General features: G+C 71.3%; 7 protein-coding genes and 2 pseudogenes. 3 read left to right on the forward strand and 6 right to left on the reverse strand.

What is annotated here, in order from left to right:
- The first annotated feature begins 968 nt into the window (after nucleotides 1–968).
- Nucleotides 969–1,151, forward strand: coding sequence for a hypothetical protein (locus OO48_RS32985; protein ID WP_033223091.1), 183 nt, complete (start codon nucleotides 969–971; stop codon nucleotides 1,149–1,151).
- A 449-nt stretch (nucleotides 1,152–1,600) separates the two neighbouring features.
- Here OO48_RS32985 and OO48_RS35640 read toward each other — a convergent pair whose 3' ends face one another.
- From OO48_RS35640 to OO48_RS33000, 5 genes and pseudogenes are all read right to left on the reverse strand, one after another.
- Nucleotides 1,601–2,155: a hypothetical protein gene (locus OO48_RS35640; protein ID WP_157845607.1), complete on the reverse strand. Its 555-nt coding sequence runs from the start codon at nucleotides 2,153–2,155 to the stop codon at nucleotides 1,601–1,603.
- A gap of 61 nt (nucleotides 2,156–2,216) precedes the next feature.
- A pseudogene (locus tag OO48_RS40900) lies at nucleotides 2,217–2,351 on the reverse strand (transposase); the annotation flags it as partial.
- Between the two features lie 335 nt (nucleotides 2,352–2,686).
- A complete protein-coding gene (locus OO48_RS32995; RefSeq protein WP_033223093.1) occupies nucleotides 2,687–3,280 on the reverse strand; it encodes an isochorismatase family protein in 594 nt (197 codons plus the stop codon).
- 923 nt (nucleotides 3,281–4,203) lie between these two features.
- Nucleotides 4,204–4,395: pseudogene (locus OO48_RS39135) on the reverse strand (IS5/IS1182 family transposase); the annotation flags it as partial.
- A 26-nt stretch (nucleotides 4,396–4,421) separates the two neighbouring features.
- Complete coding sequence (locus OO48_RS33000; protein ID WP_033223095.1) at nucleotides 4,422–5,927, reverse strand: multicopper oxidase family protein; 1,506 nt, start codon at nucleotides 5,925–5,927, stop codon at nucleotides 4,422–4,424.
- Between the two features lie 691 nt (nucleotides 5,928–6,618).
- On the opposite strand from OO48_RS33000, the gene OO48_RS33005 reads away from it, so the two are divergent.
- Nucleotides 6,619–7,950: an alpha/beta hydrolase family protein gene (locus OO48_RS33005; RefSeq protein ID WP_051733350.1), complete on the forward strand. Its 1,332-nt coding sequence runs from the start codon at nucleotides 6,619–6,621 to the stop codon at nucleotides 7,948–7,950.
- A 282-nt stretch (nucleotides 7,951–8,232) separates the two neighbouring features.
- On the opposite strand, the gene OO48_RS33010 is transcribed toward OO48_RS33005, so the two are convergent.
- Entirely contained in the window at nucleotides 8,233–8,883 is a 651-nt protein-coding gene (locus OO48_RS33010; protein WP_425338613.1) for a formylglycine-generating enzyme family protein, read from the reverse strand.
- A gap of 494 nt (nucleotides 8,884–9,377) precedes the next feature.
- Here OO48_RS33010 and OO48_RS33015 point away from each other — a divergent pair, with 494 nt between their 5' ends.
- Complete coding sequence (locus tag OO48_RS33015) at nucleotides 9,378–9,773, forward strand: hypothetical protein (protein ID WP_033223099.1); 396 nt, start codon at nucleotides 9,378–9,380, stop codon at nucleotides 9,771–9,773.
- The last annotated feature ends 97 nt before the right edge of the window (nucleotides 9,774–9,870 follow it).

The raw sequence follows: 9,870 nt of genomic DNA on the forward strand, positions 1-9,870 counted from the left end.
GTCACGCTTCCTACGAGCCCTTCACCCGCCCGCTCGACCTCCTCGGCATCGCTTGACCAACACAGTCACAAGATCACAGGACTTTGCAACGGCCCTGGGTGGTACTGGCTCGGCATGCGCGAAGCCTAGTGCTGTGAGGCATTCTCCGCGGTGACAACGAACTTGTTCGGGTGACAACTAACGTGTCCCGGCACAACCCGGCCTGACGGCGCGCCCGGCCTCGACCGCTGTTGCGTCTGAGGTTGCTCCTGGAGTTGCCTCTGCGGTTGCCCCTGAGGTTGCCTCAACCCCGTCGCCCGGACCGGCCTCCGCCCAGCCCACCGCCTGTTTGTCCACTGTCCACCGGCGCCGACTACTTCTCCCTGGCCCCTTCCGGGGCCGGGCGAAGTCCCCGAGCGGCAGAGCGGAGCAGGTGCGGCACCAGGTGGACCGGGAGGGAGGACCACCTGCTGCGCGCCGGCCGGAGACCGGGTTTCCGCCGCCCGGCCGGGCGGACCGCCCCCGCCGCTGCACAGCCGAGCAACCCCGGCCGGGGAGGCCCGCCCGGGACCCAGCAGGGCCGCAGGGACCACCTGATGCCCCACTTGATGCCCCGCTCGCCGGGCCGCCTGATGCCACCGCCCCACCCCGGCCACCCCGTCCGCCCAGGCCACAGGGCTGATGACGGGCCCCGGGAAATCCGACGTCCCTGTCCGCGCCCCTCGGTGGTGGGTGGTGGTCGTGCGGGACGGGACCGGCGACGCTGCGCGAGCTCCTCGGCGCCTGCGGCTGGCCGAGCCGGTGCCGGGACGTTTCACGCTTGCGAAGACCGCGGCCGGGCCAGGCGGCGGGCCATGAGCAGGGTCATCGACCGGCAAACCATCGCCTCCGACTTCCGAATTTTCCATGAAGCTTGACCGCTTTCTCGCCGGGTACCACCGTGGCACACGAGCCCTGTCCGGGTCTCGGTGACAGACGGGGGAATCGTCATGCCGCGCTTGCTCGCACTCGCCGCCTCGGCCGCCCGGGCGGCCGCCAAACCCTTCCGCACCAAGCGCTACGCGTATGACCACGCCGAGGCTCACCGCGCCCAGATCGACCGGGACGTCGCAGTCTCCCGCCACCACCGCGCCGCCAACCACAGCTGGACCGGCGGCAACTCGGCCCAGTAGCGCGTAAGTCCGCCGTCGCCGCACGACTGCCGGTGGCAGCGACGGCGATCGGTGCGGCCGGGCGGGGTCTCGTTTGGCGGCTCGCTTAGGTGCTCGTCTACCTGCTCGTCTGGCGCTCGTTCAGGGGTCCGCACCCGCGCCCGCCGCCCGGACGTCCCCGCAGCCCAGGCCGAGGATCCGGCTGTTCTCACCGGCCCGACATACCTCTCTGCGCGCCTGGTTCTGATGTCGGGTGGTGGTGGGCGGGTTGGACGCGGTCGGTTCAGGGCGGGGCCGCTCACCGGCGCTCGGCCTCCCCCTTCGCGTCCGCCTGGCGGCGGCCGCCGCGATCGGTTCGAGGGTGTGAGCGGACACGCTGAAATGGTTCTGGCCGGAATTCCGTGAAGGTCCCCTTCGTCAGCCCGTTGGGGTGTGGCGGCCATCCGCTTGCTGTCGCGCCTCGGTCTGTGTCAGCCCCGACCGAGCCAGCTTCGAACGCCGTCCTCGGAACCGGCCGGGAGCTCGCCGCCGTCGAGGAGTGCCTGCACGTAGCGGCGGATCGGTTCGGCGCGGTAGGGGTGCGGTACCCCGACCGCCGAAGCCGTTCCGTCCTGCCAGGTCGTTCCGGCGATGATCACCTCGCCGTCCAAGGAGGCCGCCAGCAGACCGCCCCCGATCGGTCCGGAGATGGTGCCCGGGTTGCGGCCCGAGACGTTCCAGCGCTCCGTGAGCCGCACCGGCGTCCAGACCGGATACTCGTTCTCCGGGTCCAGGGTGACGCCGAGCAGGAAAGCCCCGTCCTCGGCGAACAGGCCCATCCGGGTCGCCAGGCGCAGCCACGCCTCGTCGAACCTCTCCAGGCCGTCGGGCTGCGCGAGGTCGACGCTCTCGTCGAGCCGACCGTCCGCGGGCGAGCAGGACGTCACCCACGCCCCCTGGGGCGGACACACCTCCGCCGGAACGGGGACCGGCAGCAGGACCAGCCCTGCCTCGGCCAGTGCATCGGAAATCGCGGTGTCTCTCACGGACCTTCTCCTAGAACGGACATGACGGATCGAACTGAACCAGTCTCCCATAGTCGTGACCGGTGAAGCGCCGGTGGACCGTCTGCCGGCAGGCCCCAAAGATCGGCGGGAGCTGGCGCCAGGTGCAGCCCGAGGTCGCCACGAACACAATCGCAGCGAGCACTTCCCAATCCCCGGCTCGCCGTCGGCCCCGCCCTGCGCAGACGCTGGTGATCAACACTGCTGCTTCACGGAAGTCCGGTCAGAGCCAAATCCAGGGAGTCCCATCAGCTTCGCTCCACCCACTGGCAGGGTCGCACGGCGGTGCTGGTCGACGGCCGGGATGCCGCGGGCATCCCCGTTCCGCCGCCTACGAGACGGGAGGGCTGGCGTAACGTCCGGGACGGCGGGTGGCGGCAGGATCCGCGCCGCCCGCGGTGGGCGGCGCGGATCCTGCCGTAGCTGTACGCGCGGTGGCCGACCGGGCGTCGCGGCGGCAACGGATCGGTGCGCCGCACCGATGGGGTGGCGTGGCTGGGGTCCGTGCCTCGATCAAGAGAGTACGACGGGGCGGCCGGTCAGGTGTACGCCCGCATGGCGCATCTCGTCGAGGGCGGTGCGGGTGCTGTCGGCGGCTACGCCGGCGGTGTAGTCCAGCAGGACACGGACGGTGAAGCCGGCGCGGGCGCCGTCCAGCGCGGTGGCCTTCACGCAGTGGTCGGTGGCGATGCCGACCACGTCCACTGCGCTGACGTCGCGTGCGCGCAGCCAGTCCGCCAGCAGCGTGCCCTCCTCGGTCGAGCCCTCGAAGCCACTCTTCGAGGCCGAGTGTGCGCCCTTGTAGAACACCTCGTCGACGGCGCCGTCCGTCGCGACGGGTGCGAAGTTCGGATGGAAGTTGCCGCCCTCGCTGCCGACCACGCAGTGAACCGGGAACGAGGTGGAAAAGTCCGGCCGGTCGGAGAAGTGGCCGCCCGGGTCGACATGGTGGTCCCGGGTGGCGACGACATGCGCGTACTTGCTGCCCGCCGAACGTCGCACCAGGTCGGCGATGGCCGTGGCGCGGTCCGCGCCGCCCTTCACCGGAACGCTGCCACCCTCACAGAAGTCCTTCTGCACGTCTACCACGATCAGCGCACGCCTCACGGTACGTCCTCTCTTTCGGATCCTGCCGACAGCGATACCCCTTCGCGGTTGCCCACGTCTGCTTCCGGCTGCAGATTCATCCGTCCGATCCTGCGGGTGGGCCCTTCCGACCACCAACGCCACCGACGAGGAGGAGTAGAGACGATGTCCGACGAGCTGTTCGAGTTGGTGGACGCGCTGCTCGCCGCGGTGAGCACCGGCCTGCCGGCCCTGGCGGAGCGCAAGCGGCCGCGCCTAGCGGCCGGACTGACGCCCGCTCAGATCGCCGCCGCGCTGCGGGTGGGCTCGAAGCTGGTGACGCAGTGGCGAGGACGCCAGCGCCGTTCCGGGCCCGGACGTCGCCCCGGCCTACACCTGCCTGCCGGAGGACCTGGCCTCCCGCTTCCCCGCCCCCGAGCAGCCCACCGCGGCCAAGCCGGCCCCGGCCGCATCCGTCGCACCGCTGCAGCAGCCGGCCACCGCCGCACCGCAGCAGGGTGTGGCGCTGGATCAGCGCCCTGACGGTTCGCTGGTGATGGGCCCCGCCGCGCCGTGCGTACAGTGCGGGCAGCCCTCGATCTACCGCGCCCAGGGGCGCCCGATGCACCTCGGCGGCTTCTGCCGCCCCGCCACCTCGGCGGCAAAGCCCACCCCGGCCGAGAAGCGGGCCCCCGCGGCCGCCGCCCCGGCGCCGCTCGCCGACGTCCCGGCCGACCAAGCCGAGCCCGCCCCGGCTGCCGTGCCGCCCTTCCCCGCGGGATCCGGGACTCGCTGCAAGCCCCGCAGCGCGACCTGCCTTCCGACGCTCGTTCAGCCTCCCCGCGCCCCAGCGCAGACCCGTGCTGGGGCGCACCGACCGGGCCGCGCGGTCAGCGGGCAAAGGCCGATGCGTCAGCCGCCGCCTCGGTGGCAGGGAAGTCCCGCAGCTTGTCGTCAGGACGGGTGTGACGGCGGTGTTTTCCGGAGTAGTCGGCGCGCCCGTCTCCGGCGCGGTCGCACTCGGCGAGGGCGCCGTCGACCAGGACGTACTCCGGATAGGTCTCGCGCTGGGCCCGGATCAGGCCGGGTGCCTTTCGGGCGAGGAGGTCGGTGACCTGGTGGACGTAGGCGTCGGCCGTGCCGACCCGTCCGCCACCCAGCCCCTGACAAACCCGATCGGGGATCAGCGCTCGGTGTTTCCGTGCTGGTGCGAGGTGCCCGTTCCCGCTGGTGGGAGGGTGCGCGGGGCGGTGTCCTCGGTGCCGGGTTCGACGATCACGAACTGGCCCATCATCCCGGAGTCCTCGTGGCGCAGGATGTGGCAGTGGTACATGTACGCCGCGGACGGGTCGGTGAAGGTGCCGAAGCGCACGGCCAGGCGGACGGTGCTCTTGCCCGGGACGAACACGGTGTCCTTGTGGCCGCCGGCGTATCCGGAGGCCGGTTTCCCGCCGCTGTCCAGGAGTTGGAACGCGACCTCGTGAATGTGGAAGTTGTGGGAGTAGACGTTGTTCTCGATCTCCCAGATCTCGACGGCCCCGGCCGGGACCACCTCGTCGATCCGGGACATGTCCATCGGTCTGCCGTTGACGGCGTCGTGCCCGTTCAGGGTGAAGCGGCGGACCTTCGCATCGGCCGGCGGGACGATCGGGGTGAACGCGGCGAAGGCGGCCGGTAGGGGCGGGGAGGGGGCGGGCCGGCCGTCGGCGACGAAACGGATCAGGTCGAAATCGCCCTTCGCGAGGTCCACGCCGTTGTCCAGGGTGCGCAGCACGACGTTGTCGCCCGGTGCGAAGGAGACCACGATCTCGGCGCGTTCACCCGGGGACAGGGCGAGGGCGTCCGTCTCGACGGGTGCGGTGAGCAGCCCGCCGTCGGTGGCGACCACGTGGAAGCGGCGGCGGTCGGCGAACACCAAGTGGTAGAGGCGGGCGTTGGATCCGTTGAGCACCCGCAGTCGGACGCGTTCGGTGGTGACGTCGAAGCGCGGGTTGTAGGTCCCGTTGACCAGGATCCGGTCGCCGAGGATGCCGAAGGTGTCCTTGAGCGGGTCGCCGTTCAGCGCGCCGTCGGCCGTGAACTTCTTGTCCTGCAGGATCAGCGGGACGTCGTCGACGCCGTACGCGGTGGGCAGCCCCGGGTCGTGGCCGTCGTCGAGGATGAACAGGCCGGCCAAGCCGCGGTAGACGTGCTGGGCGGTCGCCCCGTGCGGGTGCGGGTGGTACCAGGTGGTGGCGGCGGGCTGGTCGATCGTCCAGGTGGGGGTCCAGGCCGCCCCCGGGGCGACCATCTGGTGCGGGCCGCCGTCCATCGCGGCGGGCAGGCGCATGCCGTGCCAGTGCACGGTGCTCGCCTCCGGAAGGGTGTTGCGGACGGTCATCGCCACCTGCTCCCCGCGGCTCGCCCGCAGCGTCGGGCCGAGGAAGGCCCCGTTGAAGCCCCAGGTGGCGGTCGAGGTGCCAGGCAGCAGCTCGGAGTTGCCCGCGAGCATGGTCAGCTCGTAGCGCCGCACCCCGTCGCTGTCCCGCTCGGGGTGCAGCAGCGGCGGGATCCGCAGCGGGGCGGACAGGTCGAGCGGCGGAGCCCCGCGCCGCCCGGAGTCGGAGCCGGAACTGCATCCGGAGATCAGGCCCGCCGTACCGGCCAGGCCGGAGAGGGCCGAGGGGGTCAGAAACGTCCGTCTGTTCACGAGGGAGCACCGTAATGCGGCTCCCCGGCCAACTCTCCTGTTCTCAGGGGGGTTTCGGGGCTGCCTCAGGGACGGATCAGGTGGGTCCCGCACGGCCCCGGCCCGCTGACCCGGGCGTTGGCGGCCGGAGGGGAAGACGAGCGGTCGGGCGGGTGGGCGGCCGGAGGGTTGAAGGGCTGCCAGCGTCATGCGCTGGACTCGGCATCGCACCGGACTTCGACCGCACCACCGCCATCTCCACCGGAAACGTCAGCTGATCACAGCGCCCAGAGGGGGGAGCAAGGGCTACCGCTTCCCCGATGGGCAGAGCACCTCGGAGCGAAGACGGACTCCCACCGTGGACAGGCCGACACGGATCCCCAGCGCGGCCTGTCCGCTCCGGTCAGGCACCCGCTTGCAAGCCGGATCGGGCGGGCGTGCGGATGCGCGGCGCTGTGGAGATGGCGAGCGGGAACGGCGAAGGGGTGGGCCGTGGCGGCCCGCCTACCACCCTGCCCCGCGGCGAGGCGGACCGGTTTCTGTGCGAACATTCGGCACAATGAGTGATTGCACCGTTACAGTCGATCACTGTGAAGGCAGGCAGCGGATTCCCGTCCCACCGGGAGTTGTCACCGATCCCGCGCACTGCCCGCGATCGCGTTGGGCTGTGGCGGGCCCGTGAACAACACCTACGCAGAGGCGGTAATGCCCCATGGCACAGGAAGCAAGGATCGACGTCGAGCTGACGTGGACGCGGACCGAGGAGGAGTCCTCGGCGGACAAGGCGGCGGAGTTCGCCAAGAACCTGCCGCAGGGCCCCTGGTTCGGCACGCCGATGGGCACGGCGCGCGCCGGTGACCGGCAGCCGAACCACACCTGGCAGCTGCAGTCCGCCCGGCCGTACCAGGGGCGGCTGGCCACCGGGGAGGCTGCGGTCTACCTCGCCGACGGCCACGACGCGCTGGAGCGGCCGTTCATCTTCGCGGACGGCTTCAACTACGGACGCAGTGACCTGCCAGGGCTGTTCGCCCACTTCAACGCGCCTTACCCGGGCGGCAGCACGGGCTTCCTCGACCAGCTGCTCACCGCGGGCGTCGACGTCGTCCTGGTGGGCTTCGAAGAGCGGCACACCTACATCCAGGCCAACGCCGGCGTGGTCATCAGCGCCATCCAACAGGCCATCCAGGACAGGCGCGGCGACGAACCGCTGATCGTCGGCGGTGTCAGCATGGGCGGACTCATCACCCGCTACGCCCTCGCCGAGATGGAGGACCAGCACCAGGACCACCAGACCGCCACCTACCTCTCGTGGGACTCTCCGCACAACGGCGCCTGGATCCCGCTGGTCCTGCAGCAGATGGCCTACTTCTTCGAATCGCTGCCGGCCAAGCCCGGCGAGGTCAAGGAAGCCGAGCTGATCAGGAGCCCCGCCGCGCAGCAGCTGCTGTACGCGTGGGTCCCGAACGCGAAGTACTCGGGTCCCGTCACCACCTCCAGTGACCTGCGCAAGCAGTTCCTGGACGACCTGCGCAACCTCGGCCAGTTCCCGCAGCGGCCGCGCAAGCTGGGCGTGGCCAACGGCACCGGCAACGGTACCGGCCGCAACCTGCCGCCCGGCAAGGAGGTGTTCAAGCGGCAGGTGCCGCTGGTCGTCTACGCCCAGGCGAACCTCCAGCCCGACGGCGGCGAGCGCAAGCCGATCGGTGAGATGCGGGCCGCCGGCCAGGTGCGACGGGGCTTCACCTCGTACGTCCCCGGCCTCGACGGCGCGCCCGGCGGCACCCTCGACTCCTTCGGCAAGATCGCCGCGGCACTCGGGGCCGACATCCCGCAGGAGTACGGGTTCAGCTGCTTCGTCCCCTCCGTGAGCGCGGTCGCGCTGGACTACGACCCGGCCGAATGGGACGTCAACCCGTACGAGAAGGTCGAGGCGGCCGGGGAGAAGAGCGCGCTCGACGAGTTCACGTGCGACTGCGAGAACACCGTGCACGGCCAGGTGACCAAGACACTGGTCGACTGGATCGTGGAGCGAATCATCCACTGACGCCACCAGCGCGGACGGCGCCGGCCACCGGCGAGCCACCCACTGCACTGCAGCACCCGGATCGGCGAAGGGGGGGGCGGGCCCGCCCCCCTTCCATCGATGTTCCGCTTCCCGGGCGACCGAACGGCCGCCCCCGGCAGGGCCGCGATCAACCCGTGGCCGTACCGCACCGGTCGGCAGTGGGTGGGTGACTTGGTGGTCGGCTCCGGAAGTCCTTCGGAGGCTGACTTCGAAGCCTCCACCAGCACGCCCGCAGCGGGCGGGCCGGGCATCCCAAGACGATCAGCGCGTCACAGTGCGCGCAATGCGGAATCCTACGTCCTCGACTCGGAAGGTCGGGTGGCTGCGGCGTCTGACGGAGGCCCTGCAGCTCCAGTGCTCGTCGAACCATCCACCGCCGCGCAGTACCCGGTAGGTGCCGTACACCTCGGCGTCGTAGATGTCCCAGCACCACTCCCACACGTTGCCGAACGTGTCGTGAAAGCCCCACGGATTGGGCCGCTTGCGGCACACCTCATGGATGCGCTCGGTCGAGTTGCCTCGATACCAAGCGATCTCGTCGAGGGGGCCGTACCGCGGCCCCGTAGTCCCGGCGCGGCAGGCGTACTCCCACTCGGCTTCTGTCGGCAGTCTGTACCCATCGGCGGATGCGTCCCACTCGATTTCCTCGCCGTCAGCCTGGAAGTGGTAGACGGGGGAGAACCCGTCGCGCTGGGACAGCGCGTTGCAGAACCGGACGGCATCCCACCAGGAAACGCTAGCGACGGGTAGCCGGTCCCCGTAGGCCGCGATCGGATGCTGGTCGGCGATCCGGGCGTGAAGCGCCCGGGTGACCGGATACGCCGCGAGCTGGTAGGGCGCAAGCTCAACCGCCCAGCTGCGCTGCGTGCGCCGGTCTGACAAGACGATCTGTCCGGCGGGAATGTCGATCATCTCGGGTTCTGCACTCGTATCCATACTTCGAGGACGCTACCGGGCCCTCCTGGACCGGATACGGCAGGCTGCGACCGATGTGATCCACTCATCTCGATCGGCCTGCCTGCCTTGCCCGTTGCCACCGCCCGTCCGATCACCTTGCACGCTGCCGAGCGCAATCGGAACCGTCGAGCGCCCCGGCCAGGGCGCGCGGCTGCGCCTGTTCCGGAGCAGCGCCCCCACCACCGCGCCGCTCCCTGACGCGGCCACCACAGCGGCCCAGCCGTCCGCCGCCGACCTCACCAGCGACGACCTGCACTTCCTGCACTCCCACGGACTCACCGTCCACGAAGCCGCCGAGCACGGCCCGGTACCGCACCTGCCCTTCAGCGGCTACACACCCGCGGGCCTGCCCATCCGCATCCCGCGCCGCACACGCCCACCCCGACGGGCCACCCGCCCGTCCACGAACTGACACCCCGTCCGCCCCGCCGACCCAAGGGGCCACCACCATGCCTGTCCGCACCGCCCGCCCGCACCGCCGCCTCGACCTGACCGCCCCCTACGACCTCCACCACTACAACTACCTGCGCTACGCCGAACTGCTCCTGCGCGCCGACGACGCCTTCGACGCCCTCGCCGAGATCCGGCAGCACGTCCTGTCCACTGCCAGCCCCGCCGCCTGCGCCTGGCAGGCGGTCCGCGACCACGTCCGGGCCCTGGCCGACCCCGCCCGGCTGCGGCCCACCGCCCACCTGGAGCCGCCCCAGCAAGACGCCCTGCTCCTGCACACCGTCCTCAACCTGCCCCTGGACGTGGTCGCGGACCTCACCGGAGCCGAAGCCGCCACCACCCACGTCCACCTGCGCGCCCTCACTGCCCGTACCGACCGCCCGAAACCCCGCTGATCCGGCCGAACCGGGCCGACCGGGCCGCAGCGCACTTGCCTGGCACCGGCGAGCGCCTGGTCGCCGCCGTCACCGCCCAGGCCGTGTCCGCTGCTGC

It is taken from the genome of Kitasatospora phosalacinea (assembly GCF_000716545.1).
GTDB lineage: Bacteria > Actinomycetota > Actinomycetes > Streptomycetales > Streptomycetaceae > Kitasatospora > Kitasatospora phosalacinea.